23 protein-coding genes are annotated in these 25,334 nt (G+C 63.0%); 15 read left to right on the top strand and 8 right to left on the bottom strand.

Annotation, left to right across the window (positions count from 1 at the left end; genetic code table 11):
• The first annotated feature begins 222 nt into the window (after nt 1–222).
• From HMPREF1484_RS02545 to HMPREF1484_RS02530, 4 genes are all read left to right on the top strand, one after another.
• A complete protein-coding gene (locus tag HMPREF1484_RS02545; protein WP_016663455.1) occupies nt 223–582 on the top strand; it encodes a FeoA family protein in 360 nt (119 codons plus the stop codon).
• Nucleotides 579–2,522: a ferrous iron transporter B gene (locus tag HMPREF1484_RS02540; protein ID WP_016663454.1), complete on the top strand. Its 1,944-nt coding sequence runs from the start codon at nt 579–581 to the stop codon at nt 2,520–2,522. Before HMPREF1484_RS02545 ends, HMPREF1484_RS02540 begins: the two co-directional genes overlap by 4 nt.
• Before the next feature lie 143 nt (nt 2,523–2,665).
• Nucleotides 2,666–3,193 (top strand): NifU family protein, encoded by a 528-nt coding sequence (locus tag HMPREF1484_RS10800; RefSeq protein ID WP_051120602.1) that lies wholly within the window; start codon nt 2,666–2,668, stop codon nt 3,191–3,193.
• Between the two features lie 169 nt (nt 3,194–3,362).
• Nucleotides 3,363–5,801, top strand: coding sequence for a PhoX family phosphatase (locus HMPREF1484_RS02530; RefSeq protein ID WP_016663452.1), 2,439 nt, complete (start codon nt 3,363–3,365; stop codon nt 5,799–5,801).
• 184 nt (nt 5,802–5,985) lie between these two features.
• Here the strand turns inward: HMPREF1484_RS02530 and HMPREF1484_RS02525 are convergent, their stop codons facing one another.
• The 4 genes from HMPREF1484_RS02525 to HMPREF1484_RS02510 form a co-directional block, all read right to left on the bottom strand.
• Nucleotides 5,986–6,603, bottom strand: a complete 618-nt coding sequence (locus tag HMPREF1484_RS02525; RefSeq protein WP_016663451.1) for a response regulator transcription factor — start codon at nt 6,601–6,603, stop codon at nt 5,986–5,988.
• Complete coding sequence (locus HMPREF1484_RS02520; protein WP_016663450.1) at nt 6,600–7,820, bottom strand: sensor histidine kinase; 1,221 nt, start codon at nt 7,818–7,820, stop codon at nt 6,600–6,602. Before HMPREF1484_RS02520 ends, HMPREF1484_RS02525 begins: the two co-directional genes overlap by 4 nt.
• An 88-nt stretch (nt 7,821–7,908) precedes the next feature.
• Nucleotides 7,909–8,727, bottom strand: coding sequence for an ABC transporter permease (locus HMPREF1484_RS02515; protein ID WP_016663449.1), 819 nt, complete (start codon nt 8,725–8,727; stop codon nt 7,909–7,911).
• A 44-nt stretch (nt 8,728–8,771) separates the two neighbouring features.
• Entirely contained in the window at nt 8,772–9,719 is a 948-nt protein-coding gene (locus tag HMPREF1484_RS02510) for an ABC transporter ATP-binding protein (protein WP_016663448.1), read from the bottom strand.
• Between the two features lie 202 nt (nt 9,720–9,921).
• On the opposite strand from HMPREF1484_RS02510, the gene HMPREF1484_RS02505 reads away from it, so the two are divergent.
• The 6 genes from HMPREF1484_RS02505 to HMPREF1484_RS02480 are packed head-to-tail and all read left to right on the top strand — an operon-like array spanning nt 9,922 to nt 15,356.
• The gene (locus HMPREF1484_RS02505) at nt 9,922–10,764 is read left to right on the top strand and encodes an S-adenosyl-l-methionine hydroxide adenosyltransferase family protein (RefSeq protein ID WP_016663447.1); all 843 of its coding nucleotides are present in this window, start codon (nt 9,922–9,924) and stop codon (nt 10,762–10,764) included.
• An 11-nt stretch (nt 10,765–10,775) separates the two neighbouring features.
• Entirely contained in the window at nt 10,776–11,372 is a 597-nt protein-coding gene (locus HMPREF1484_RS02500) for an ECF-type riboflavin transporter substrate-binding protein (protein ID WP_016663446.1), read from the top strand.
• Nucleotides 11,373–11,381: 9 nt separating this feature from the next.
• The gene (locus HMPREF1484_RS02495; protein ID WP_016663445.1) at nt 11,382–13,217 is read left to right on the top strand and encodes an ABC transporter ATP-binding protein; all 1,836 of its coding nucleotides are present in this window, start codon (nt 11,382–11,384) and stop codon (nt 13,215–13,217) included.
• The gene (locus HMPREF1484_RS02490) at nt 13,207–14,040 is read left to right on the top strand and encodes an energy-coupling factor transporter transmembrane protein EcfT (RefSeq protein ID WP_016663444.1); all 834 of its coding nucleotides are present in this window, start codon (nt 13,207–13,209) and stop codon (nt 14,038–14,040) included. Before HMPREF1484_RS02495 ends, HMPREF1484_RS02490 begins: the two co-directional genes overlap by 11 nt.
• Nucleotides 14,041–14,100: 60 nt before the next feature.
• Nucleotides 14,101–14,610 carry an Arc family DNA-binding protein gene (locus HMPREF1484_RS10795; RefSeq protein WP_016663443.1) on the top strand — a complete coding sequence of 170 codons (510 nt, stop codon included), beginning with the start codon at nt 14,101–14,103 and terminating at the stop codon, nt 14,608–14,610.
• A 14-nt stretch (nt 14,611–14,624) separates the two neighbouring features.
• Entirely contained in the window at nt 14,625–15,356 is a 732-nt protein-coding gene (locus HMPREF1484_RS02480) for a hypothetical protein (RefSeq protein WP_016663442.1), read from the top strand.
• A gap of 63 nt (nt 15,357–15,419) precedes the next feature.
• Here the strand turns inward: HMPREF1484_RS02480 and pdxH are convergent, their stop codons facing one another.
• On the bottom strand, nt 15,420–16,103 hold the full coding sequence (pdxH, locus tag HMPREF1484_RS02475) for a pyridoxamine 5'-phosphate oxidase (protein WP_016663441.1): 684 nt from the start codon (nt 16,101–16,103) through the stop codon (nt 15,420–15,422).
• Between the two features lie 697 nt (nt 16,104–16,800).
• Between pdxH and HMPREF1484_RS02470 the strand changes: the two genes are divergently transcribed.
• Genes HMPREF1484_RS02470 through HMPREF1484_RS02460 form a run of 3 tightly spaced genes read left to right on the top strand, consistent with a single transcriptional unit; the run spans nt 16,801 to nt 19,478 of the window.
• Nucleotides 16,801–17,340, top strand: a complete 540-nt coding sequence (locus HMPREF1484_RS02470) for a hypothetical protein (protein ID WP_147594872.1) — start codon at nt 16,801–16,803, stop codon at nt 17,338–17,340.
• A 53-nt stretch (nt 17,341–17,393) separates the two neighbouring features.
• On the top strand, nt 17,394–18,803 hold the full coding sequence (locus HMPREF1484_RS02465; RefSeq protein ID WP_147594871.1) for a hypothetical protein: 1,410 nt from the start codon (nt 17,394–17,396) through the stop codon (nt 18,801–18,803).
• A gap of 15 nt (nt 18,804–18,818) precedes the next feature.
• Nucleotides 18,819–19,478: an ABC transporter ATP-binding protein gene (locus HMPREF1484_RS02460; protein WP_016663438.1), complete on the top strand. Its 660-nt coding sequence runs from the start codon at nt 18,819–18,821 to the stop codon at nt 19,476–19,478.
• Here HMPREF1484_RS02460 and HMPREF1484_RS02455 read toward each other — a convergent pair.
• Entirely contained in the window at nt 19,475–20,875 is a 1,401-nt protein-coding gene (locus HMPREF1484_RS02455) for a hypothetical protein (RefSeq protein WP_016663437.1), read from the bottom strand. The two genes, HMPREF1484_RS02460 and HMPREF1484_RS02455, sit on opposite strands and share 4 nt — an antisense overlap.
• A 309-nt stretch (nt 20,876–21,184) precedes the next feature.
• On the opposite strand from HMPREF1484_RS02455, the gene HMPREF1484_RS11460 reads away from it, so the two are divergent.
• Together HMPREF1484_RS11460 and HMPREF1484_RS02450 are read left to right on the top strand one after the other, a co-directional pair.
• Nucleotides 21,185–21,394, top strand: coding sequence for a hypothetical protein (locus tag HMPREF1484_RS11460; protein ID WP_147594870.1), 210 nt, complete (start codon nt 21,185–21,187; stop codon nt 21,392–21,394).
• Nucleotides 21,395–21,499: 105 nt separating this feature from the next.
• A complete protein-coding gene (locus HMPREF1484_RS02450) occupies nt 21,500–22,948 on the top strand; it encodes a multidrug effflux MFS transporter (protein WP_016663435.1) in 1,449 nt (482 codons plus the stop codon).
• Here HMPREF1484_RS02450 and HMPREF1484_RS02445 read toward each other — a convergent pair.
• Nucleotides 22,945–24,102: an ATP-binding protein gene (locus HMPREF1484_RS02445; RefSeq protein ID WP_016663434.1), complete on the bottom strand. Its 1,158-nt coding sequence runs from the start codon at nt 24,100–24,102 to the stop codon at nt 22,945–22,947. The genes HMPREF1484_RS02450 and HMPREF1484_RS02445 overlap by 4 nt on opposite strands.
• A 107-nt stretch (nt 24,103–24,209) precedes the next feature.
• Complete coding sequence (locus tag HMPREF1484_RS02440; protein ID WP_016663433.1) at nt 24,210–25,202, bottom strand: asparaginase; 993 nt, start codon at nt 25,200–25,202, stop codon at nt 24,210–24,212.
• Nucleotides 25,203–25,334: the final 132 nt, after the last annotated feature.

The following is a 25,334-nucleotide window of genomic DNA, read 5'->3' as shown; positions in this document are numbered from 1 at the left end:
TTTGTGGGTAAGGGGTTTCGGAGAGTGGCAGAAGTGAACGGTTTTCTAAAGCCGCTTTAAGAAGACCAATGGCGGGGAATTTACGGCAAGGCAGGAGGTGAAATGTTGCAGCTCGTTCACTGAGTATTCAGATCTGCGGCACTGCCCGGGGGTTCTTCGGTCCGACGGTGGCGTGCCCCACGTCCCTTCCTAGTTAGATTAGGCAATGCTAACCTTGCAAATATGTCAGTTGCCTATCCCGAGATGACGTCGCTCGCCAACGAGCTCACCTCGCGTGCGCTCGTGTGCACCCTCGACTGCCCCTTCGCTTCGACGATCGCCTTGAGCGATGTGCCGAAGGGGGTCACGGCGATCATCGCGGCGTATCGTGACTCGCATTCTGTTCTGTGCCGCCGCCTCTTTGACCTGGGCTTCCACCCGGGTCTCGAGGTTGAGCTCGTGCGCAAGGCGCCCATGCGTGACCCGCTCGTGTTCCGCGTTGCCGATTGCGAAATCGTCCTTCGAAAGCGCGACGCGGCACGCATCCTCGTGCACGTTGGGGATGAGCACCCCAACAACTCGGTCGAGAAGAAGGCAGCATGACCTGCCACGATGCGGCGCCGGAAGCGCCGCGCGATACCGGCGCGCGCCGTTTTGCGCTCGTGGGCAACCCGAACGCCGGTAAATCCACGGTGTTCAACGCCCTCACGGGCATGCGGGCGAAGGTCGCGAACTACCCGGGCGTCACGGTCAGCAGGTTCGTGGGTAGCGTCGAAGTGCAGGACGCCTCCGGCGCGAGAATCGACGCCCAGGTGGAGGACCTCCCGGGCACCTACTCGCTCGACCCCATCAGCCCCGATGAACAGGTTGTTCTCGAATCGCTCAGCGATGAAAGCCGCGCGGATGCGCTCATCGCGGTGCTTGACGCGACGAGTATGCGCCGCTCGCTCGGGCTCATTGCACAGCTTCAACGCACGGGTCTGCCGATCCTTGTGGCGCTCACCCATGCCGACGAATTCCTCTCGCGCGGCGGCAGTGTGGACGTCGCGGCACTGTCGAAGGCGCTTGGCCACCGCGTTCTCGTCGTGACGGCCGGAAACCACCGAGAGCTCGACGCGCTGAAAGCCGAGCTGGCGTCGGAGGAGGACTGGCCGAGCCCCGCCATTGCCGCTCCCACCAACCCGAAGGGCTCCGCTGCGTGGATCGATTCGGTGCTCGAAGCCGCGCACTATCGCGCGCCCGGCACCCACGCCCGCACCCGCAAGCTCGATGCGGTGCTGCTGCATCCCGTGTGGGGCAGCCTCGTGTTTTTTGCGGCGATGTTTGCGCTGTTCCAGCTTATTTTTACGGTCGCTGCTCCCATTCAAGGCTGGATCGAAGAGGGCTTCGCGTTCCTCGGAGATGTTGCGCGCGAAAATATCGGTATCGACTGGCTTGCCGGTCTCGTGGCCGATGGCGTGATCGGTGGCGTGGGCGGCGTTCTCACGTTCGTTCCCCAGATTTTCCTGCTGTTCTTCGCGCTCGCCATCCTCGAGGCGTCCGGCTACATGTCGCGGGCGGCGTTCCTCATGGATCGGGTCATGGCAGGTGCGGGCCTCGAGGGCCGGGCGTTCGTCGCGATGCTCTCGAGCCTCGCGTGTGCGATTCCGGGGATTATGGCGACGCGGTCGCTGCCGTCGGCCCGCGACCGGCTCGCGACGATGCTTACGATCCCTCTCATGACGTGCTCGGCACGTCTTCCCGTGTACACGATGTTGATTGCGATGCTGGTCCCGGCCGATGCCCGCCTCGGCGGAGTGATCGGCGCGCAGGGCGCGGCGCTCTTTGGGTTGTACGTGCTCGGGGCATGCTCTGCGATGGGCTCGGCGTGGGTGTTCTCGAAGATTTTTGGGCGCGGTCGGGCAAACCTCCCCTTCTACATGGAGATGCCTACCTACCGCATCCCAACGGTGCGCGAGCTCGTGACGAACACGTGGATTCCCGTGAAGGGCTTTCTCACGAAGGTGGGACGCATCATCCTCCTGCTCACACTCGTGTTGTGGGCGCTGCTCAACCTCCCGGCCGTGGGCGATGCGGAGCTCGCGGCCGCGGGCATCGACCAGTCCGATTCGGCGGCCGTGGCGACCTACCAGCTTGAGCATTCCTACGGTGCGGGCCTCGGCAAGGCCGTCCAGCCCGTGTTCGAGCCCCTTGGTTTCGATTGGCGCGTGAGCGTCGGTGTCGTGGCCTCGCTCGGCGCGCGCGAAGTGTTCGTTTCGACGCTCGGGCAGATCGCGAGTGCGTCCGATCCAGAAAACCCCGGCGATGCTCTCTCCTCTCTCACGTGGGGTCCCGGACCGCACGAAGGCCAGCTCCTCTTCACGCCAGGCACGATAGCCGCGCTCCTCGTGTTCTTCGTGTTCGCGCTGCAGTGCACTAGTACCATCGCGGCGTTGCGTCGCGAATCCGGTTCGTGGACATGGCCCGCCCTCGCCTTCTGCTACATGTTCGCGCTCGCGTGGGTGGGAGCGTTTATCGCGAAGCTCGCGGTGGGAGCGCTGTAGTGGGCGTGGGTTCCGACGGTTCCCCGGCAAGCGTCGGACCTCACGCTTTGCCCGACCACTCCCAGCGTGCCGTGCCAAGTCTTGGCCATGCCACCCCCGCTCCGACGAGCGTAACCGGGGCGGAGCGAGCGCTGAGGTGGAGCGTGCAGGGGGCGTCGTTGCCGCTTGGCTGGGAGCCGATTGCCGAGGCACTGCCGCAGCTTGAACGAATCGTGGCGGAGCCTCACGGACTCTGGGTGTGGCTGCGCGCGGGATATTCCTGGCGCAACGATGCCGAGGCTGTTCGCGAGGGTCTTGCGCTCATGATTGCCGAGGCGGCGCCCCACCTCGCGGAGTTTGAGTCTCAAATCGGGGTGGACAGGCGCGTCGAGGCCGTGCGTCTTGCCGCGACCGATGTGATTGACGGTGACCTCGCGCCCTACATCGCCTCGCACGGCGGAAAAGTGCACATCGTTGGTGTCGAGTGGGGCGATGCCGGGCCGGTGGTGAGTGTCGAGTTCGCAGGGGCGTGCAAGGGCTGCGAACTGTCCGAAGTGACGCTCCACCTGCGCATTGAGAAGGCGCTCGCGGAGCGCGTTCCCGCGCTTGCTGAGGTGCGCGATGCGACCCCGCGCACGGCGCCGCGGCTCTTCCAGGGACTTTTTCGCCGCCCGCCTGTGTCTTCTTCGTGAGGGTGTAGGTAGGTGCTTCATCCGCCCCTCGTTGCGGGCGGCACGCGCACGTCTTGACTGTTCTTTGAAAAAAATTCACGTGGGCGTCACTTTTACTGCGGATGTTGGTCCCTCGCGTAGAGCACTGTAACTGCGTCCGATCACCAACCACATTGAAGGGATGCCTCCAATGGTGCTCCACCTCCCGCTCCTCATGAAGGATCACGTTCGCGGCAAGCGTTCCGCAGTGACCTGCGCACTCAAGTGCGACAACCAGTGCGCGAAGCCCGCATGCAACACGAGCAACAACTCCTACATCGGTGACATCGTCTCCGCCGCGATCAGCCGCCGCTCGCTCCTCGGCGGTGCTGCCGCAAGCGCCCTCGTGATCGCCGCCGGCGGCACGCAGGGCATGGGTCAGGCCGCCTTCGCTGCCGACCCGAGCGCCCCGAACCCCACGATCGGCTCGGCCCCCGAAGCGCCGAATGGCTCGAAGCTCCGCTTCACCCCCATCGCTCCCGTCAACAAGGATGTCGACGAATTCAATGTCCCCGAGGGCTACCGCTGGGAGCCCGTCATCAAGTGGGGCGACCCCCTCTTCGACGACTCGCCTGAGTTCGACTGGAACAACCAGACTCCCGAAGCCCAGGCGAAGCAGTTCGGGTACAACAACGACTACACGGAGATCCAGGAGATCCCCGGCTCGGATGGCCTGCGCGCCGTCATGTTCGTGAACCACGAGTACACGAACGCGAACATCATGTTCCCGGAGGACATGATGAAGGAAGACCAGGTCGCCATCACGATGGCTGCGCAGGGGCTCACCGTCGTGGAGCTCGAGCGCAAGGACCGCAAGTCGCCCTACACCTACGTGAAGGGCGGAAAACTCAACCGCCGCTTCCTCCTCGACACGGAGTATGAACTCACCGGCCCCGCCGCGGGCTCCGAATTCGTGATAACGAAGGACGACCCCAAGGGCCGCACGATCCTCGGCACCTTCGCGAACTGCTCGGGTGGCCTCACCCCGTGGGGCACGCTCCTTTCGGGCGAAGAAAACTTCCACGGCTACTTCGTTGCCGATGAGAACATTCAGTCGAACGCCCGCCTCGGGCTCGGCTCGGGCGAGACCGTATACGGCTTCGATATGATTGAGGACCGTTTCAACGCGACCAACCACGGCTACGAGAATGAGGTCAACCGCTTCGGTTACGTCATCGAGATCGACCCGTGGGACCCCACCTCGACCCCGAAGAAGCACTCCGCGATCGGCCGCTTCAAGCACGAGGGTGCGAACGTCATCATCGCCGAGGACGGCCGCGCGGTTGTCTACTCCGGTGACGATGAGCGCTTCGAGTACATGTACAAGTTCGTCTCCAAGGAGAAGTACGTCGAGGGCGATCGCAAGCACAACATGACGCTCCTCACCGAGGGCGATCTCTACGTCGCGCGCTTCTACGGCAACTCGCCCAAGGAAGAAATCGACGGCAGCGGCGCCGTTCCTTCGGACGGTCAGTTCGACGGCACCGGCGAATGGGTTCCGCTGATCCTGGGCGGCAAGTCGCAGGTTGAGGGCATGACTGTCGAAGAGATTGCGGTCAACACCCGCACCGCTGCCGACAAGGTGGAGCCCACCAAGATGGACCGTCCCGAGGACGTCGAGCCCTCGCACCACTCGCGCAAGGTGTACGCGGCCCTCACGAACAACTCGAAGCGCGAGATCTTCCAGGTGGATGAAGTGAACCCGCGCCAGAAGAACCGCGACGGTCAGGTTCTCGAGCTCGACGAGCAGGGTGACCAGACGAGCACCGAGTTCGCGTGGAACCTTCTCCTCGTGGCCGGCGACCCGAACGGTGGCGACCAAACCTTCTACGGCAACGTCGATCCGACGTCGGTTTCGCCCATTTCCTGCCCGGACAACCTCGCGTTCGACTCTGTGGGCAACCTCTGGATTTCGACCGACGGTGCCCCGAGCGGGATCGGCTACAACGATGGCCTGTTCCGCGTGACCCTCGAGGGAGACATGCGCGGCAACGTCGAGCAGTTCCTCTCTGTGCCTCGCGAGGCAGAGACGTGTGGCCCGATCGTTCGCGACGAGGACTACTCGGCATTCGTGTCGGTTCAGCACCCGGGTGAAGATGGCAAGTTCAGCGAGCAGCACTCCTTCTTCCCTGAGTACAACCAGACCGGCCCGCGCCCGACGGTCGTGCAGGTTCTGCCGATTTGGGATGAGGCTGAGGAGCCGAAGCCCGAGCCTAAGCCGGAAGAGCCCAAGCCCAAGCCCGAGCCGAAGCCGGAACAGCCGAAGCCGGAAGAGCCGAAGCCCGAGGAGCCCAAGCCCGAGGAGCCGTCGGCACAGCCTGCGCCCGGCAAGGACCCGAGCGACGCGGCTGTTCCGGTTGCGCCCGCTCCCAAGAAGCCGGAGAAGAAGCAGCCGAAGAAGCCGGTCAAGAAGGTTAAGAAGGATGCAGAAAACAACCGTGGTCCGCTTCCGCGCACCGGTTTCGAGGCCGCTCCGGTCGCCGCAGGCGCCGCGGCTTTGCTCGCCGCTGGCGGCATGATGGCTGCAAAGTCCGCCAAGGACGCTAAGCCTGCAACCGAGGCTGAAGGTGACGGCCAGGCCGACGCCTGAGCATGATCCGCTGAGCCCTAGGGCTTAAACGGGAGGGGTCTCGCGCTGCGGCGCGGGGCCCCTCCCTGGTTTTGCCTTAATTCCTGGGGGAGAAAAGCGACGCTACGACACCTGAAGGGGCTCTCTAGTCTGTTTGCTCCCCTCTCAAAGCCGTGGAACCGGCACTCCCTGCCCGGCAACGTGCTCATGACGAGAGCCAGCCGCGGTCGCGCGCCACGGTGAAGGCTTCGAAGCGGTTGGCCGCACCAACTTTTGCCATCGCGTTCGAGAGGTAGTTTCGGCAGGTTCCGGCCGCGAGGTGCGCTTCGGAGGCGATGTCGTCGATGGAAAGGCCCCGCCCCGCTAGTTCAAGTAGTTCCCGCTCGCGGACCGTGAGGGGGCTGTCGCCCTGGTTGATCGCGAGGGCCGCTGTTTCGGGGTCGAGGTAGCGCCGTCCGGCGTGGACGGTGCGGATGGCCGCGGCGAACTCTTTCGCGTCCGACGTTTTCGGGAGGAATCCCGCGATACCGCGTTCGAGCGCGCGCTTGAGGGCTGCGGGCCGTGCGTGGCTCGTCACGATAAGCACCTGCACACCGGGGTGTTTCTCGCGCACGCGATGCGCAGTTTCGATGCCGTCGATCCCGCCAAGCTGCAGGTCGCACACGAGAACGTCGGCGCCGCCGGTGTCTCGGGCCCACCACTCGAGTATCTCCTCGCCCGAGCCGCACACGGTGGCGATCTCGAAATCCTCTTCGAGCCCGAGCAGGGTCGCGAGGGAAGAGGCAACGAGGGTTTCATCGTCGGCGATGGCGATGCGGATCATGCGCTCTCCTCGGGTGTGTGGGTGGGGGCGGGTCTGACACTCGCCGGCCCCTCGTCGAAGCATAGCCGCACGGTGAAGTGCGGGGCGTCATGCTCGACGGTGATGCTTCCGCCCGCTACGGCCACGCGGCGGCGGAGCGACTCGAGACCCGAGAGTGGGCCGGGGCTTTCGAGCGCGCCGTCGTTCGTCATAGCCACGTTGTCCTCGGCAAGAGTGAGGCGCGCACTCGTGGCGTGGGAGTGGCGGAGGATGTTGGTGGTGGCTTCGCGGACGAACCAGGCGGCGTCTTCTCGACGGCTGTCGGGAACGTCGAGGGAGTCGCCGTCGACGCGGACGTTGATGTGTGAGGCTCCAAGGAGCGCACGGGCTTCGGCGATCTCCGTGGCGAGATTGATGCGCCGGTAGCCGTGGGCGACGGCGCGCATATCGGCGGTGCTGGCCTTCACGAGTTCCTGGAGTTCGCGAAGTTCCTTCATGGCGTTCCTATCGCCACGTTCGACGAGGGCGATCGCCACCTGTGTTTTGAGGCTGATCGCCGCGAGCCTCTGACCCATCGTGTCGTGAAGCTCTTGGGCGAAGCGGAGTCGTTCCGCGCTGACGTGGAGTTCGGCATCGAGTTTGCGGGCCCGGTCAGCGTCGCGCAAAACGTCGAGGCCCCAGAAGGCGGAGAGCGTGGCGGTGAGGAAGATGAGGGGAATGCAGATCGATGTGAGTGCGGTGCTGGCGTCAATCCTGAGCTGCGTTGCGCACGTGAGAAGGGCGGCGACGGTGACGGCGATCCACTTGTGTCGCATCCACGGCGCGTGGGCGAGTGCGAAGAGCGCGGTGCACAGAATCGCGTAGACGCTTGCCCACGCCCCGATCGAAACGGGCGCGAGCACGGACACGAGGATGCACACGATCCAGCTCACGAGCACCAGAATGAAACTGACCCTCGCTCCACGCGCGCGTCCCCGTCTTTCAGGAAATAGTTCGAATGCGGGTTCGCGTAGGAGAGTGATGCTCACGAAGAGCGTGAGGGCAGCCGTGGCGACTGCCCACAGCAGAGGTGTGAGGCCCGCGTGCTTCGAGGTTGTTGCCGTGATACTGGGGATGGCAAAGAGGAGCCAAGTGAAGAGTGCCGCAAGCGCGACGGACCACTTCGTGTAGAGCGCGTATTTCTCCATGCTGCGAACGCGCGCCGGTTCTGCGGCGTGGTCGCCCGGGGCGGTGCTCATGCGGTGTCCTCTGTTTGTTGGCGGAAAAGGGGAAACTGGCGGGGCCGAGAGAAGCCCCACCAGTGTCCCACGGGTCGTAGTCGGCGGTTTACCGGTTAGATTCCCACTTCATGACCCTCGGCACGAGCACGAGGAGCGCTATGGCCCACAGTGCGAGCATGAGCATGGGCGCGGTTGCGGCCGCGAGAGCCGCGCCGGATTCGAGCGGCTCGAACCCACCGGTGACCGTCGTTCCCGACCATGCCAGGTGTGCGAGGTCCCCCATGAGCGCGAAGGGTGTGCGGTCGATGATGCGCGTGACCTGTTCGGGCATGAGCGCGCGGAAGGTGCTTTGGGAGGCGATCGCGAGGACCATAACGGGTAGCGAGGTGATCTGGGCGGCTTCGGCGTTGATCGTGAAGGCACTCGTGAGGAATCCGAGTGCCGCACTCACGGCGATCCCGCCGAGGACAGCGACGATGAGAGGAACGACGTTGACTGGTGCGGGAGCACCGAGAACGATGAGGAGGATTGGGGCGAGCACCATCAACACGACGGCGAGGAGGGAGCTCGGGGCAGCAATCGCCACGAGAATATCCGAGTCCTTCGCCTCTCCGGTGCGCAGACGCTTGAGGACCTTCTCGTCACGCCGAGTGGTCGACATCGAGAGAACCGAGTAGTACACGACGAGAAGCATCGTCATAAGCACGGACGTTTCGAGAGCGAGCGAGGCGGCGAAGGCCTCGCCGCCGCCCGTGGAGCTGAGCACGAACATGGCGACCGTGAGGCCAAGGGGGAAGAGAAGCGCCATGAACAGGAGAGTGGGATTGCGCAAAAACTGCGTGAGCTCGGCGCGCGCGAGGGCAATCGTGCGGGAAAGGCGGCTCGAGCGGGGTGTGGAATGTGCTGTGGCTGTTGCCGTGGTCATGGGGTGTCCTTTCGGTGGAAGCTTTGGTGTCTGCTGCGCGCCCGTCAGTTCTGTTCGCCTGCCACGCGCATGAAGACGGTCTCGAGGGATGCGGGGGTCGAGGAGAAGTCGCGCAGGGCGAGGCGCTCACTTCGCGCCCACTGCAAGATGGCGAGCGAGTGCTCCTGAAGGTGATCGGTTCGCACTTCGTACGTGGAGCCGGAGCGAGTGACCTGGGCGCCGGCAAGGGCGGGAGGCTGAGGGGCGGTGGAGGCGCCGGCGGCGTCGGACCCGTCCCCGACGCCGAAGCGGATCACCGATGCTTCCGTGGAGACGATGTCTCGCAGGCTGCCTTCGAGGACGATTGCTCCTCGGTGCATGATCCCGATTCGATCGCAGAGGCGCTCGGCTTCCTCAAGGTAGTGGGTCGTGAGGATCATCGTGACCCCTTGCGTTTTGAGGTTCTCGAGGAGTCTCCATACGCGGCGGCGCGATTCGGGGTCGAGCCCGGTCGTGGGCTCGTCGAGGAAGAGGATCGAGGGCTGCCCAACGAGGGCGCAGGCGAGGTCGAGGCGGCGCTGTTCACCGCCGGAGAGCGAGCCGACCTTGACCTTCGCGCGGTGCGTGAGGTCGACAGCGTCGAGGGCCCGCTCTGGGGGCATCGGCTGCGAGCACGTTCCTGCCCACATGCGAATCGTTTCAGCGGCGGTCAGTTGGGTGGGCAGGCCGCCGGATTGGAGCATGGTTCCCGTGTGGGGGCGAACGTTCGCGCGGTCCTTCGTGGGGTCCATGCCGAGGACCGATACGCTCCCGCTTGTGGCGGGTGCGAGGCCTTCGAGGATTTCGAGAGTTGACGTTTTGCCTGCGCCGTTCGTGCCGAGGAGGCCGTAGACCTCGCCTTCGGTGACGTGAAAGGAAATGCCGTCCACCGCGGTGAAGGCTTTCTTTTTCTTTGCGCCCGCGTATGTGCGGGTCAGGTTCGAGACGGTGATGGGGGTGTGTGCCGTGTTCATGTCTCCACTCTTCGCGATCGCTCGCGAACCCAGTAGTGGAAAACGTCAGGAGCTTCGCTGGGTTTTGTCACGCGTGCGAATGACAGATGTCAACAGGCACCCTGCGGCGGTGTTCACATTTCGCCACGGAGCTTCATGCCTCTTGCCTCGCTCGCTATCCTTGTGGGGGTATCAGTGCAGGTGAACAGAGGGAGGGTGCGCGGTGAAACCGCTCGTTCTGCAATCGGATTTCGGGTACGTCGATGGCGCCGTGAGCGCAATGTACGGCGTCGCCACGGGCGTGCACCCCGAATTGCGCATCCACGATGTCACGCACAACATTCCTCCCTATGACATTTGGGAGGGCTCCTACCGCCTCGCGCAGGTCGTGTCGTATTGGCCCGAAGGCACGGTGTTCGTTTCGGTCGTGGATCCGGGTGTTGGCTCGGATCGCTTGAGCGTGGTGGCGCGCACGTCGACCGGCCACTACGTCGTGACCCCGAACAACGGCACCCTCACTCACATCGAGAAGCTTTTCGGGATCGAGGAGCTGCGCGAGATCGACGAGCATTTCAATCGGCGCGAAGGTTCGGCGCATTCCTACACTTTCCACGGGCGTGACATTTACGCGTTCACCGGTGCGCGGCTCGCGAGCGGAACGATCACGTACGAGCAGGTCGGCCCGAGCCGCGAGGTGAGTGAGGTCGTGACCCTCCCGGTGCTTGCGCCGAAGATCGAGGGCAACGCACTTACGGGCACGATTGACGCGCACGATAACCGTTACGGCTCCCTGTGGACGTCCATCCCGCGCACCTTCTTTGAAGAGGCCGGTATTTTCCACGGCGACTACGTGCGCCTCACGATCACCCATAACGGGCAAACCGTTCACGCGACGAGCCTCGTGTATGCGCCGAGCTTCGCGCACGTCGAGGTTGGCGAATCGCTCATCTACGTGAATTCCCTTGATCGCGTGGCTGTCGCGATCAATCGTGGCTCGTACGCGAATGCCTTCCACCTCGGGCGCGGCAACAGCTGGCACGTCGTGTTCGAGAAGGTCGAAAAGTAAAGGATCCCCTCATGTCTACCCCTGAAACCCCTACGTCGAGTGCACCGCTTCCCGTGACCCGTAAGGTCTCTCCCGTGACGCAGGTCGTCGCCATCGGTATCGGTGCCGCCCTCTTTTTTGTCCTGAGCCGCTTCGTCGCGATTCCCGTCCCCGTGCCGAATCAATCGATCACGTTCCAGTACGCTCTCCTTGCGGTTCTCGCGGTCCTGTATGGCCCGTACGTCGCGGGCATCGCCGGTTTCGTGGGGCATATTCTCGCGGACGCAACCGGCTACGGCATTTGGCTTTCGTGGGAGATTCCGACGGCTGTATTCGGCCTCATCGTGGGCTTCTTCATGCTTCGTAACCGCGTAAACGAGGGGGAGTTCCCGCGCCGGGATCTCGTGCGCTTCAACCTCGCGGTCATCGTGGGTCACTTCGTTGCATGGGGCGTTCTCGCGTGGATTCTCGACGTGACGCTCATGGGCGAACCGTTCGATAAGGTCATCGTGCAGGGCCTCCTGGCCTTCGTGACGAATGCGATTCTCACCTGCGTGTTTGGCTCGATCATCCTCGCGCTGTACGCGAAGACGCGCATCCGCTCGGGCTCGCTCGAGGTGGGCGCTTAAGCGTTCCGCATGGCTCTTCCCTCCCATTCGCCCGAGGCGAACCGTGCCGCTCACGCCATCGTGTTCGATGACGTGAGCGTGCATTACCGCACCCAAAAACTTCCCTCGGTCGAGAACGTGAGCTTCACGATCGGCTGGGGGGAGAAGGTCGCGATCGTGGGGCCGAGTGGCTCGGGAAAGTCGACCCTGCTGCACGTGATGAACGGTCTCGTGCCGCACCGCTTCGAGGCACGCGTGAGTGGCAGCGTGAAGGTCGGTGGCGTGGATCCGGTGCGCGCACCGCTCGTGCGCACCGCCGGTGAGGCCGGCACGGTTCTCCAGGATTCCAACGCGCAGTTCGTCGCCCTCACGGTCGCGGAGGACATCGCCTTTTCGCTCGAGAACCAGGAGGTTGCCTCGGGCAACATGCCGAGCATCGTCGAGCGGGTCGCAAAACGCGTGGGCCTCACCGAGCTTCTCGAACACTCGCCGCACGAACTGAGTGGCGGGCAAAAGCAGCGCGTCGCCGTCGCGGGCGTGCTCGTGGACGACGTGCCGATTCTCCTGTTCGACGAGCCGCTCGCGAACCTTGACCCGGCGACGGGTCGCGCGATGATCGAACTGGCTGACGACCTCAATCGGGAGAGCGGCGCGAGTGTCGTCATCATCGAGCATCGTCTCGAAGAAGTGCTGCACAGGGGAGTCGATCGGATCCTCATGATGGCCGGCGGCCGCCTCGTTGCCGATACAACTCCGGATGAGCTCGTGACCTCCGGGCTCCTCACCGAGCACGGCATTCGCCGTCCGCTGCACCTCACGGCCCTCAACTATGCGGGGATCGAACCGCCAGCGTCGGCGCACCCCGCTCGGCTCGACACCCTCCGCCTGAGCGAGAGCGAATGCGCGCGGGTGCGAGAGTGGGGGCGTGAGCAGTGGTCCGCGAGGTTCGGCTCGGTTTCGGCTGAGGAAGTGCCGGGGGAGGGGTCCGACGCCACCGCGGCCATCAGCGTGCGCAATCTTCACGTGCTGCACGGCCACGATAAAGACCACGAGGGCGTGCACGCGCTGCGGGGAATCGATCTCGAGGTGCGGCGCGGAGAGATGCTCGCGATCCTCGGCAACAACGGCGCTGGAAAATCGACGCTCGCGAGCGCGATCACGGGTTTTGCGAAGCCGAACTCGGGCACCGTCGAGGTGCTCGGCGACGATGTTCTGAACTTGAGTATCGCCGAGATCGGCACGCGCGTGGGCTTCGTGCTTCAAGAACCGGGCCACATGATCTCGAAGCCGCTCATTTTCGACGAGGTCGCGCTCGGTCCACGCGCCCACGGCCTCGACGAGGAAGAGGTGCGCCGGCGCGTGGAATCTGCCCTCGAGACGTGCGGGCTCGCCCCGTTCAAAACCTGGCCCGTGAGCGCCCTCAGTCACGGCCAGAAGAAACGCGTGACGATCGCGGCCGCGCTCGCGCTCGAGCCCGAAATCCTCATTCTTGATGAGCCGACCGCTGGCCAGGACTTTCGCCACTACACGGAGTTCATGGAGTTCATTCGCGGCCTCAACCGTGCGGGCACGACGATTCTGCTCATCACACACGACATGCATCTTGCCCTCGAGTATGTGCCGCGCGCCGTCGTTCTGAGCGAAGGGGAGATCATCGCGGATTCTTCGCCCTCGCGAATCCTCGTCGACGATGACGTGACGACGCGCGCGAACCTCGTGCGCACGAGCCTCGATGCGCTCGCGGCAGCCGTCGGACTTCCCGTTTCCACCGGTGACGGCGCCACCCAAGAGTTTGGCCGCAGCGAGTTTGTCGAGGCTGTGATCGCGGTTGATCGCGAGAGGCGGGAGGTGGGCGATGCCCGCTAAGTCCGTTCTCGGGTACGTCGACCGGCCGGGGTTCCTGCACCGAGTCTCGGGGCTGTCGAAGCTTATGCTCGCCGTCACGAGCGTCGTGGGTGCGCTCGTGGGATTCGATGCGCGTTACCTTGCGGCGATGCTCGTGCTCAACATCGTGCTGTGGGTTCTCAGTCGCGTGAAGCTGCGCGACCTCGCCGTTGTGCTCGTCATCATTGCCGGTCTCATGCTGCTCAACAACGTGTTCATTTTCCTGTTCGCGCCCGGCTACGGAACCGAACTGTATGGCACACGCACCGTGCTCGTGAACGGCCCGTGGCACTGGGACATCACGAGTGAGCAGCTTTTTTATCAGCTCGTTGTGACCCTCAAGTACTTCGCGGTGCTTCCACCCGTGCTTTTGTTCATTGCGACGACGCGCCCGCCAGAGTTTGCGCAGTCACTGAACCGCATCGGCGTTCCGTACAAGATCGCCTACTCCGTCTCGATCGCCCTTCGGTACATCCCCGATATTCAGCGTGATTTCGTGACGATCTCGAAGGCGCATCAGGCGCGCGGACTCGAAACCTCATCGAAGGCGGGGATCGTGACGCGCGCGCGGAACATCGTGGGCGTCATCATCCCGCTTCTCCTCGGCGCGTTCGACCGCATCGAGGAAGTCGCGAGCGCTATGGAGCTGCGCGGTTTTGGGCGCGGCAAGCGGCGCACGTGGTACGGCAAGAAGCCCCTGACGTGGCGCGACGGGCTCATCATGGCCCTCTCCTTCGCCGTGCTCGCAGTGCCGATTGCGCTCGCGATCGTCAATGGCGGAAGGTTCTGGAACCCCTTCGCTTAGAAAATGACGTCAAAAAAGCTTGTTGTGGCGTCACAGTGGTGCTACTGTTGAGTTATGGAGATGTCACAGCAGACCGACGCTCTTGTTGAGCAGCTCGAGCATGTCGCTAACGTCGGTGGCGATGATCTCGGCTCCGCTATGAAGCGAGTGGGCCCCCTTGCCCGCCCCCTACTCAAGCTTGCCCTTCTCGATACGGTCACGACGGCGACCGCCGAGATTAGCGAGTCGCTCACGTTCGAGCGCGTGAGCGCGCGCCTTGCCCCCGAAGGTGTCAGATTTGATGTCACTCCAAAGCATCCTGACGCCACTCCCGCGCCTGAATCGGCCACCGCGGCGGATCAGGGACTCGATGAAGGCGATATTTCGCGGGTATCTCTTCGCCTGCCCGAAGGGCTCAAGGCCCGCGCGGAAAAGCGTGCGGAAGCCTCGGGCCAGAGTCTCAATGCCTGGCTCGTCCAGGTGATCCGCGATGCCGTTGTCGAACCCCGCACTTCGCAATTCACGAAGAATTGGGGCTTCACCCCCGATAACCCGCCGAAAGGCACGAACCCCGTCAAGGGATGGATCTAAGGAAGGGTCCCGCCATGAGCACCACAACCTATCGTTACGACGCCACCGGCGATGTGCGTGCCGAGCTCAAGTTGAACTATGCCGACGTCGCGATCACGACAAACACTACGAACCAGATCACGATCGACCTCGAGGGCGAAGAAGCCGCGGGAACGAGCGTGAAGTATCGCTTCGGGCGCCTCGCAATCAAGAGCCCTGACCGAAAAGCGCTCGACATTCTCCACCGCAAGCGCTCGCGCCTCACGGTGAGGCTTTCACTTCCCACCACGACAGCCCTCGAATGCGCAAGCGTCGCGAGCACGATCGAGCTTGAGGAGGTCCCACGCGAGGCACACTTCGATGCGGTCTCGAGCACCGTGAAGGCTTCTTCCGTGACCGCGCCTCTCTCGATCCAAGGGTTCAAGGTCAGGGCCGAGCTCGATGCTGTCTCCTCCCCGGTGGAGGTGAATGGTGCCGCGGCCAAGGTGAGCATCGGTGAGTTCTCGGGCGCGCTCGACGCGAAGGGCGCCTCGATCACTGTCGATATTGCCCGCGTCCACCGCGGTGATCTTCAGGTTGAGGGCCTCAAGGCCGCGTGCACCGTCGGGGTTTTGCCCGGCGTACACGTCCACACTGATTTTGACGGCCTTGCCTCGTCGTTCAATTCGAGCCTTACTCCGCGCGGGGTTCCGCAGGAGGGAGCGCCCGTGTTCCGCGTCAAGGTGGGCGGAACACGCACCTCGCTCGAACTCAACGAGGTCGCCTAATACGAGAGGGCCGGGATGACGCTTAGCGTCTCCCCGGCCCTCACAGTTATCTCGGGTGAGTGTTTACGGAGCGAGGCGGTCGACCTGCCAGCGGCCTTCTTCCGAATCCAAGGCCGTGAAGCGGATGCGGTCGTGCAGGCGCGAAGCGCCACCCTGCCAGAACTCAATCACGTGCGGGGTGAGTGCCCAGCCGCCCCAGTGCGGCGGGCGGGGAACGTCTTTGCCTTCGAAGCGTTTTTCAGCGCGCTCGTTCGCGAGCTGAATGTCTTCGCGTGAGTCGATGACGTCCGACTGCGAGCTTGCCCAGGCGCCGATCTGCGAACCACGCGGGCGAACCGCGAAGTAGGCGTCGGACTCCTCGGGGCTGATGCGGCGCACCTTGCCCTGGATGCGCACCTGGCGCTGAAGCGGCAGCCACGTGAAGTTCAGGGCGGCCTTGCGGTTCACGTCAAGGTCGTGTCCTTTTTGGGACTCGTAGTTGCCGAAGAACACGAACTTCTTGTTCTTGTGCTCCTTAAGGAGCAGTACGCGCGAATCTGGCCAATCAGTTTCCGGGTTGATTGTGGAGACGACCATGGCGTTCGGTTCGAGCACATCGCCCTCGCGGTCGCGACGCTCGATCGCGTCTCTCATCCATTCGTCAAACAGTGCGTGCGGGTCGTTGCCCGCGAGCGTTTTGGTGAGTTGGCCCTTCGTGTAATTCACGCGTTCCGCGCGAAGATCGGGCGCACTAGCCTTCTCGTTCATGACCTCTCCTCGAAACTCGATGCGGATCGTCCTCGATCCCGATCTACCACTCTAGCCCCGCCCTCTGGTCGCTTGCGGGGACTAAGGGAAGCATCAATGCTCGAGCGCCTCGAGCGCGTTGAGGGCCAGCAACCGAAGGGATGACGGAGGGCGTGGCGTGTAGCGTAAGGCACTAGGGGGGGTAGGATCCTTGCTGTCTAAGTGGTGTTCCAGGATGAGGGGGATCGTTGTGATGCGTAGACGTGCAAGGTTGCTTCGGGCCATCGTTACGGGGGCTGGTTTTATGGCAACATCCGCCTATGCGGGATCTTCCTCTCAATGTTTAGTTCGACGGCTGCACCACTCAGCGGCGAGGGGTACGCGTCGTATCAATGGAAAACTTATGCTGGGCGCACTGGCGAGAAGCGGCGTAATAACTGAAACGGCGATGTGAACTGTGATTCGGCTTGCTTCAGGAATGGCACCCGTGAAAAATCCTGTCAAAACCTCCACGTTTCTTATGTCAATAGTTGTCCTCTTGAGTCCCAGCGTTTTTATGGAGGTCTCCCGCGCTAATGGTGCGGTCGCCGATCAATTCTCCCTATTCACATTAGGGATATCGGATTTTCTGCCCTTCTTCATGCCAATTTTTGCCGCCCTGCTGTACGCGCCAGTGGTGATGCAGGAGGTCGGCACTGGGGGTGCGTGGGGGCCTATCATGGCAAGGCGAGGGCGCAGCCCCTACGTTGTTCGCCACGCGGTTCGCGCTGCGTGCGCTGGGTTTATCGTCTTCGCGGGAGGTGTCGCTCTCGTGGCTGTCGTGTCATACGGAATCCACCCGCACCTTATCCCCGTCGATTTTTTCAACCCTTTCGGGGACGATCTTGAACCGGCAGCAGAACGTCTAACATTCTCGCAGCTCTATGCCGTCTCCCCGGTACTGTACTTTGCTTTCCAGGCGATATGGGTAGGTATCGGCGGTGCGGCATTATCGACGTTGGCAGCGGTAGGGGCGATGTTCTTTGAGAATCGATTTGTTGCACTGCTCTGGCTTCCTGTCGTCGTGCTTCTCTCCGAGTTTGTCGCGGGGGCTCTTCGGGTTGACCACTTCAGCCTTATACGATCGTTCATTCCAACTGGTGTCACCCAACAAGATCCCCTCATCCCCGTGACCGTAGGCCTTATTGTTTTCCTCATCGCTGGAGTCGTCGCTGCTTACGCCGCTTTCTCAGCGAAGCTGCCGAAGGCCTTGTGCTGATGGGGGCAGTGAGCCGTTTGCGTCCGGTAGCTGGGTGGGGGCTCATCTGCGGGATGTGCGCACTGCTTGCTATCGTGACGTCGTCGCAGCCCCTGCTCAAAGGCGACGTCGATTTCGATGCGGTCGTCGGCATCTCGCTGTGGGAACGAGTGCTCGCCTTCGGACAAGACCCGTACTACTTCCGTTACTTTCAGTGGCCTCTACTCATTATTCTGCTTTTGCGGCAGTGTGCCTTTGTGGCGAACCCTCTTGCGTTGTCTCGTTTCGGGTCAAAACGGCACGGACTTCTTGCGCTCTGGATGCGTGGTGCTGGGATAGGAGCGCTGCTCGGAGCAAGCAAATTGTTAGGGGTCTTGGCGACGTCGTCTGGATACACGTGGCGCATGTCCTGGACCCCGGGAGTGCTCTCTGTGCAGCCGGCGACAATATGGCAGGGAATTCTGCAGCCCTATGCCAGTCGAAACCTAAGCCCTGTGGCCTGTATAGCGTACGGAATCGCGTTCGAGGTCGGGCTCGCTGGGCTTGCGGCGACCCTACTAGGGGCCCTTATCGTGAATACTCGAGTGAAGCCATGGATCCCTGGGATCGGGGTAGGTTTTGTTCCGCTTGTGCTCGTCAAGGTATGGCCGTTTCCGCAGTGGAGCAATCCCGATGTGGCCCTTGCGCCCTTCTCGGGTGTCGAAGCATTTGGCGCCCTATGGTATGTTCCGCTTTTTTTCGCCGTCGCGACGATCCTGACTATTGGTGTGAGTGGATCGTCAGTCTTGGTGCGCGCTCGGAAAGTCTTCGCGCGGACAGGGCCGTTCGGATTTTGGTGTATCGCAACCGTAGGTGCGGCGACTCTCATGAGTTTCTTGCGGCCCGACGGTGCCGACCTTTTCATGTATCTCACTTACGGTTCGGCGCGCGAAGAGTTTTCCTTTGCGGCATGGTTCATGTACATGGTGCTAGTTTTCGGGGCTTCGTATGCCGCGCTCGTACGTTTTGCGGGTGAGACGGCACCCGCGGCATCGCTGGTGGCGATCCGCACGGGAGACCCGTGGAAACTCTTCACTCGCACAATAGGGGGTTCGCTTGTCACTGCGATCGCTGCGCTGTCCCTTGTGCTTGTGTTGCTCGGTGGTGTTTCAAGCAGCATGGCTCATCACCCCACGGAGCTCTTGCCAGCCCTGCAGGTATGGCTGGGCTCGATCGTGACCGTAGTGGTGACGACACTGCTCTCAATGGCCGCTGCGTGGAGGTTTGGGTCGATGGCGGTAGCCGCCATAACTTTGGTCGTATGCGCGGCGCTCACGCTGCCGTGGTTGAACCCGCTGTGGCCGGCCCCATTTGCCCTGGGCTTTTATGGGGCCTTTCCGGCTACGGCAGGTGCCATTATCGTAACGGCGACAGTAGGAGTCGCCAGTGTTGTGTTTCTCCGGTTCGTGCTGAGCAATACCCGTATTCCTCAGTTTGATTCATGATTGTAGAGGTGCCGAATGGTCAATCTTGTTGATGTAAAAGACGTTTCGATCGCTTTCGGTTCGACTCCGGTCTTGAGTCATGCTTCGCTTGCAATCGATGAACACGATTTCATGGGAGTGCAAGGCCCTAACGGTTCGGGTAAGTCCGTGCTGTTCAAACTTATCGTTGGCTTCCTCAAGCCGGATTCGGGTCGCGTCGTCGTCTCACCAAAGTTGAAAAGTACTGGCGAGGACTTCCCCTCCAAAATTGGCATTATTATCGATCGCCCAGGCTTCATCGGTGGTCTCACGGGGTTCGACAACCTGCGTCGGCTCGCGTCTATTCGCGGGCTCATTGGAGACCAGCAGATAGAAGAGGCTCTTCACCGTGTGGGCCTTGCGCCGAACCTACGCCAGTCTGTTCGCCACTATTCTCTCGGCATGAAACAAAAGCTCGCTCTTGCCCAAGCGTTTATGGAAGGACAACCGCTTCTGCTTTTAGATGAGCCTTTCAACGGACTCGATAAGACGAGCGTTCGCGATATTCGTGCGCTTCTCCATGAGCTCCATGAAGAAGGGCGCACGATTGTGATGACCAGCCACAACCAGGAGGACATCGACGAGCTGTGCACAAGCGTGTACGAGCTCGATCGCATGCAGTTTGACCGTGTGCGTCCACCCGCAAGCGCTTCCTAGCTGTGCAGCGCCTCGAGCGTGCTGAGCGCGAGCGCCGCTGGCCACGAGAGGGGCGCGACGGCGGCGGGGCTACCGTCGGCAAGGATTTTTTCGCTGATTGCCCCGGCGCTCGTGCGGTGGGCGGCGAGCCATTCGAGGAGCTCGAGAGCGCGCTCGCGCTCGCCGAGACGCGCATAGGCCTGGGCGAACATCGCCGTTTGCGGGGTCCAACTGATGCCGTCGCGTTTCCAGCGCGCGCCCGGAGCGACACCGCCGGCGGGGCGCTGCATCGCCTCGAAAGCCTCGTCGATGTGGCCGGCAATCGCTGGGTTGCGCTCGGCAAACTCCTGCGTTTGGTACGGCGGCAGGAGCATGAGCAGCCCCGCGTCGAAACCTCCGCCGCGCGCGTACCGCTGGAAGGCACCGGGGCCGAAAGTTTCCACGAGGGCGCGTTCGGTTTCCCGGGCACGTCTCTCGAGTGTTTCCTTTCCGACGCCTGCCTCGCCCTCAAGTAACCCCAGCGCCGAAAGCTGCGCCGCGCTCCCGAGCGCGCTGAGTGTCATGGCTGCCGTTGCGAGGGTGAGGCGCCGCTCGGGTACCTCCCAATAGTCGGGGCTCGGCTTCGGAAGCCCGCTCTCGGTGGTCGTGGCGTCGAGGGCGGCGCGAGCCGCGCGGGTGAGCGCCGTTCTAAGAGTGGGGAGCGAGGTCGCGGGGGAGGCGTCGGAGGTCAAAACCCCAAGCCTGGCGAGCGTTGCCGCCGCCCAGAGGAACCAGCCGATTCCATCGAACTGCGGTGAGCGGGCATCGGGCGCGCTTGTAGTGCCGGGTCGGTAGCGAGCCTCGAACGTGCCGTCAGGGCGCTGGATGCGTGCGAGGTGCTCGAGGAGGCCCAGCGACCAGTCGTCGAAGCCGCGCTCGGCGAGGGCCACGATCACGTGGGCCGTATCGCGCGGCCACGTGTAACGCCAGTTGGGGCTGAGCGCCGCGATGGGGGAGGGAAGCGCCCACGTGAGGGTGAAAATATCGAGGAGCGCGGAGCGATCGAGATTAGTGAGCGCGGGAGTGGGCGCGGGTCGTGAAGCTTTCTCGAGGAACGCTCGCGTGATCGCCGTGAGGGTCTCGGCGCCGTGTGCAGTGCTCAGAGTGCGCGTGCCCGCAATGATCGGGGGTGAATCAGGCTGAACGAACGTGCGATCCACGCCCGGGATGCACCCGGCGTGCAGAACGGACGCTGGGCCGTGCGCCTGGACCTCACTCGCGAGTGAATCCGGCACGGATGAGAAGGCAACGCCGAGGGAAAAGAGGTCCACGTGCGCCTCGTGCGGAAAGAGGCCAGCGATGCTGTCGCGCTCCACATACAGGGCCGAGGCGCCGAGCGCGGCGAGAAGGCCGCCGCCAAGAAGAGCGCGACGCCGCATGGCTTTCCTCCTTCTTCCGCTGCGATGTGTGGCTCGAGCTTAACAAGCTGTTCGCGCAACGCGTGAGTGCGCTCGTGCGCGACCGTGAGGTCCGCTGCATCACTCGCGGGACCTTAGAGCGCTCCCTCTCTCGCCTGCCCGTGAAAACGAGTCGCATTGAGAAGTGCGGCGATATCAATGTTTTCGGCGTTCGGAATCGGCGCGGGCCCCCGATTTTGGTTATACCAGGAGGATTCAGTGAAATCCTCACTTATGCGAGTGACATTCTCACTTATATAAGTGACTGCTTCAGTGATGTGCAGTGAGGACATGACTGACAGTGACTGGCGTGAAGAAGTCGAACGAGCGCGACGCCTAGGAACCGACGATGCGCGCTCTATTCGTGAACTCGAAGACATGACAGGGCGACCAGCGGCCTCGCTCAGGCCGGCGCTACGAACGCTCGTTGACGAGGGGTTAGTTAAGGCGACTGCTCCGCCGCAAAGCAGAAACAGAAAGTATCTGCGCCTCAACGACTGACGGTCACGCTTGTGCGGTGAAGTGTTGCAAGAGTGTCACTGAAGTCATGAGTGATGTTGTACGAGAGGGGTTGGAAGGCCGCGAGAGTTCCATAAACTTGACCGAGTGACAGACGATTCTCAGAGGAAAACCGATACCAGCGCACTCGAACTTGCGCGGCTTGCCGATGAGCGTGCCGCCGAAAGTCTCGCGACCGAGGAACCGCGGCCGCTAACGGAAGAAATTCCGCAGGTCGCTTTCGCCAACCCCACCGACAACGTCTCGCACGTGACCGGCCCGATCGAGCAGGTCGAGGAAGTCGCGACCGAGACGGCCGCGCTCCGCCTCCACCTGGGGCGGAGTGAAAAGGTCACCTTCGGTTTCACGTTTGCGATGGCCATGCTCGCGATGCTCGGCCCGTTCTCGATCGACATGATCTTCCCGGGCTTCCCGGCGATGAGGGGCGACTTCCACACCGACGCGGCCGCGATGCAGCAGGTTACGAGCCTGTACCTCATTTCCTTCGCGTGCATGAGCATGTTCCACGGCCCGCTCTCCGATGCCGTCGGACGCAAACGCGTCATGGGTATTTCGCTCATCGTGTTCTCGATCGGCTCGCTCGGTGCGGCTCTCGCCGTCAATCTTCCGATGCTGTTCGCCTTCCGCGTGCTCCAGGGGCTCAGTGCGGGCGGAGCGACGATCGTCTCTCGCGTCGTGATCCGCGACCTCTACGGAGGTGGCAAAGCGCAAAAGCTCATGAGCCAGGTCATGATGATCTTCGCCCTCGCGCCCGCGGCGGCGCCGATCTTCGGCGGCTGGATCCTCCTGATCGGGCCGTGGCGCTGGATTTTCGGGGCGATGCTCCTTTACGCGCTCGCCACCCTCGTGATCATGCTCATTGTCATCCCCGAGACGCTCCTTCCCGAGAAGCGCCAGCCGTTCAACGCGAAGGGCATCCTCACGTCGCTCGGGCGCGTGCTGCGCTCGCCGGTCATCTGGCGCCTTTCGCTCGCGCTTGGCCTCGCAAGCCAGGCCGACTTCATCTTCATTTCGGCGGCGCCGATCATCGTTCCCGACGTCATGCACCTTGGCGAACAGGACTACTGGGTGCTGTTTATCCCGATCATTGCGGGCATGATCCTCGGCAATTACCTCGTGGGGCGCCTCGCATTCGTCATGAGCCGTTCGCGCCTCATCACGATCGCGTTCATCACCGTGGTTCTCGGAGGGGTCCTCTCGGTCATCATTCCCATGCTCACCCCCGAACTCACCTCGCAGTTTGGTGTGTGGCACCTTCTGGTCATGATTGGCCCGGGTCTTCTCGGCATGGGTGCGGCGCTCATGATGGCGCCCGTGCAGCTCGAGGTTCTCGACATGTTCCCCGAGGAGCGCGGCGCCGCAACGAGCTTCGCGACGTTCGTGAACCTCATCGTCGCCGCGATCGCTTCCGGCGTCATGGTGCCGATGCTCGGCGCCGACCTGGTGAAGCTCGGTATCGGCGGGCTCGCTCTTTCGGCCGGCGGCGCCGTCTTCTGGTTCGCGCACGTGCTCATCGTCCGCCGCGCGCAGGCCTAATCCACGAGGCTGGCGGCGTGCTCGCGCAAATATTCGCGCAGATACGGCAGCGCAAAGTCAATGCGACCACGCCCAGCTTCGACGATCATTTCGGCATCGATAAGACGCCTGCGGTAGTTGCTGACGTAGGAGTCTGAGCGGCCGAACCGTGCCTTGAGGTCGGCGATTTCCGTAGGACCGTCGTCTCGCGCCATAAAGATGAGAAACGAGCGATCAACATCGGAAAGGTCCGCCAACGCAGGTTCGTGAACGAGTTGGCCGAGTTTTCGTCGGGCCTTGTCTGCCCCTCGTTCGGCAGCTTCTCGCGTGATACTCCTCCCCTGAGCCTCGCGAAATGCCCACTGCCCGACGAGCTGGATCATAAAGGGGTAGCCCTGGCACGAGTTGACCGCGGTCTCGAGTGCCTCGTGCGTCCAGGTGATCTCCGCTTCGGCTAGCGGAGTTTCGAGCGCCAGGCGCACGTCATCGTCCGATACCCGGTCGAGTTCAATTCTCTCGGCACGGCGCAAGAACGTGATGGGGTTCGGACCCTCACTCTCGCTCGTTCGGCTGGACAGCAACGGTTTGATCGCCGAGGGGATCCCGGCCATCGCGACAGCGATGTCTTTTCCCTCGCGCACAAGGTGCTGAACGGTCGCACCGAACTCAATCAGTTCATCGTTGCGTTGGTGGTGCATTTCGTCGAGGGTAATGAGCACGCCGCTCGCGGGCTGCCCCGCAGAGCGATCGAGATCGGCCTTGTACGCGAGGTAATCGTCGAGGGCATTGCGCAAGGAATACGACGTTTCCGAGATCGAGGAGGAGTCCCAGGTGACGGAGCCGCCAACGCCGAAGATTGAGAGCCCTAGGCCCTTGAGTTGCGAGCGCTGACGTGCCAAACGGCGAATGATCTCGCTGCGGATGCGCTCCACAAAGCCTTGTGTTGCCGTCTCACTTATGACGAACCACCCGTGCTCCTGGGCTGTGTCCTCGAATGCGTTGAGAAGCACCGTTTTCCCGATTCCCCTTGGGCCCACAATGAGCGAGATGCGTTCGTGAGCTCCGGGACCGTCATCGAGCGCGAAGGCAAAGTTCTGCACCGCTTCGTTGCGACCGACAAGAAGCGGGGGAGTAGCGCCGAGGGTTGCGCGGAAAGGGTTGCGTGCACGGGTCATACCTCAAGAGTAGGCCGCAGCACCTATGAAGATCTATGAGTTTTATGAATTGCTTTGAAATTTATGAAATTTATGAAAAGTAGGGCCGGGGTGGCTGCCACAGAGCATCAGTAGGCGAAGCCCGCGAATGCGCCGCTGATCTCCTCGCGGCTCGCGCCGGAAGCGAGCAAAACCTGGAGCAGCAGGCGCGCCTTGTGCGCGCTCAACATGCCGGCCATGCACGCACCCGAATTGATGAGATCCACTTCCGCGCCCGGGTAAGAGTAGTGGTAGGTTGACGTGCCGCCCTCGGGGATGCGGGTCGCGACAACGATCTGGATGCCGCGCTCGCGGGCCTCACGCACGAGCGGCATAACAGCCTCGGGCACGTGCCCCATCCCCACACCGTTGATCACGATCCCCGCGGGCGGCTCAGACTGATGCACGAGCGCCCCGAGAGCCTCGCCGCGATCAAACAGGCCCGTCCCGATGAGAGGTACGGAGGGAAGCTCGGCGGGCACGGTAGGCATCACGCAGTCCGACGGCTCCAGCGCATACATCGCGCGAATCCCATCCTTGCTCACGAGCGCGAGGGGGCCCGAAGGCTCCGAATCGAACGCGTCGATGCTTCGAGAGCTGACCTTCGTCACGCGATCGGCGGCGTGCACGAGGGAATCGAAAACCGCGAGAACGCCGAGGCCGCGCGCCTGTTCGCTCGCGGCGGTGACGATCGCGTCGTGAAGGTTCGCGGGTCCATCCGCGCCGGGGGCATTCGCGGGACGCATCGCGCCCGTGACAACAAGGGGCGTATCGAGGTTCCAATAGCGATTGAGCAAGAACGCCGTCTCTTCGAGAGTGTCGGTGCCGTGAGTGAGCACGATGCCGCGAAAGCCAGCGTCGGACCCCTCCCGTGCCACCCGCAGAACCTCCCGCACGTGCGCGAACGTGACCGAGGGCGACCCCACGTTCGCGATTTCCCGAAACTCCAGCTCTATGCCGGGGATGGGGAACACGCTCGCGTCTGGCTGTGCAGCGGGGGAGGCGTGCCCACCCGGCTGGTTTTGGCTCATGGCGATCGTGCCGCCGAGGCCGAGAACGAGAATGCGGACTGTCGCGGTCATGGGTGCTCCTATGCGTGCCGGTGCGCGTGCCACCAGTGTAGAACCGAGCCGATCGGTCACTCACCGTGAACGATGATGTGCCGGTGTTAGCCTCACTGAGCTTGATAGACGTGGTTCAACGGCGAACCGAGC

This window comes from Dermabacter sp. HFH0086 (assembly GCF_000413375.1).
In the GTDB taxonomy this organism is placed as follows: Bacteria; Actinomycetota; Actinomycetes; order Actinomycetales; family Dermabacteraceae; genus Dermabacter; species Dermabacter hominis.
The sequence above is the reverse complement of the archived record's forward strand: the minus strand, read 5'-3'. Positions and strand labels throughout refer to the sequence as shown.